Genomic DNA, 1,403 nt, shown 5'->3' with positions numbered 1-1,403 from the left:
CGGGACACCGGCCCGTCCGGGCAGACACCACGGGCCCGGTCCGCACCCGAGGGTGCGGGACCGGGCCCGTGACGGCTGCGGTGCGCGTCAGTTGACGGCGTGGATCGGGTTCGAGCAGGACTTCTGGATCCCCGCCGCGTTGCCGTGGCCCGCCTTGGAAACGAGCGGGACCGACGCCGCGTTGTCCTGGACCGGGACCTGGACGCCGAGCACGTTCACCGGGACGTCGTTGTTGCAGGCGTCGCCGGTCGTGTTCGGGGCGAAGTCGCTCGAGTTGATCAGACCCTTCTGGGTCGTCGAGCCCTCGGCGTGCTCGCTGCCGGCGAAGGCCATCCCCGTGGTGGCGACGAGACCGGAGCTGATCAGGGCGGCGGACAGGACGGCCTTGCGGATCATGGTCATGGGAGTTCCTCTCGTGGGGGGAGCGCCGGACCGTCGCCACGGTTGCCACTGTGCGCGACCGTCCGAATACGTGCCGTCAACGCCTCGGGAGATCTCCGGGTCACGGTTTCCGGACACCGATCCGCCGAACGGGTGACGGACGACCCCGTGCCATGCTCGGACCATGGCGGCCGACGCGGACCCGGTGATCCTCGAGGTGGCCCTCAACGGCGCCACGCCCCGCGAGCGGAACCCGCACGTGCCGCGGTCACCGGCGGAGATCACCCGCGACGCGCTGACCTGCCTCGACGCCGGCGCCGCGATCGTGCACAACCACCACGACGACCCGATGTTCACCGCCGACGGGGTGCACGCGGTGGAGCCCTACGTGCAGGCCTGGGAGCCCGTCGTCGCCGCCCGCCCGGACGTCCTGCTCTACCCGACGATGGCCGCCGGGGCCCGCGGGATCCCGATCGAGGCGCGGTGGGCCCACGTCGAGGCGCTCGCCCGGCGCGGCCTCGGCGGGATGACGCTCGTCGACCCGGGGTCGGTCAACGTCGGGCTCACCAGCGACGGCACCGTCCCGGACGCCGCCGCCCCCGGCCCGTACCAGAACAGCTACGCCGACACCGAGTACATGTTCGCGCGCTCGGCAGCGCTGCGGGCGGCCCCGAGCATCTCGGTCTTCGAGCCCGGCTTCCTGCGCACCGCGCTGACGCTGCACCGGCACGGCCGGGTGCCGCCGGGCGCGATCGTGAAGCTCTACTTCGGCGGGGCGCTCGAGTTCGGGCTGCCGCCGACCGAGCGGGCCCTCGACGCGTACCTCGAGATCCTCGAGCCCAGCGGGCTGCCGTGGTCGGTGGCGGTGCTGGGCGGCGACGTCGTGGGCTGCGGGCTGGCCCGCCTCGCGCTGGAGCGTGGCGGGCACGTGCGCGTCGGGCTCGAGGACCACGCCGGGGAGCGACGGCCCTCGAACCTCGAGCTGCTCGACGAGGCGACGTCCTTGCTCGACGCGCTGGGGC

At 73.6% G+C, this 1,403-nt stretch carries 2 protein-coding genes; one reads left to right on the top strand and one right to left on the bottom strand.

Annotated features, from left to right (window positions below; all coding sequences use genetic code 11):
• Positions 1 to 87: 87 nt before the first annotated feature.
• A complete protein-coding gene (locus AC0CYZ_RS29610; RefSeq protein ID WP_472221698.1) occupies positions 88 to 402 on the bottom strand; it encodes a hypothetical protein in 315 nt (104 codons plus the stop codon).
• Positions 403 to 565: 163 nt separating this feature from the next.
• Between AC0CYZ_RS29610 and AC0CYZ_RS29605 the strand changes: the two genes are divergently transcribed.
• Positions 566 to 1,403 (top strand): beta-keto acid cleavage family enzyme (locus tag AC0CYZ_RS29605; protein ID WP_472221697.1); only part of this gene is annotated, 838 nt, incomplete at its 3' end.

This window comes from Actinomycetospora sp. (assembly GCF_055612215.1).
The sequence above is the reverse complement of the archived record's forward strand: the minus strand, read 5'-3'. Positions and strand labels throughout refer to the sequence as shown.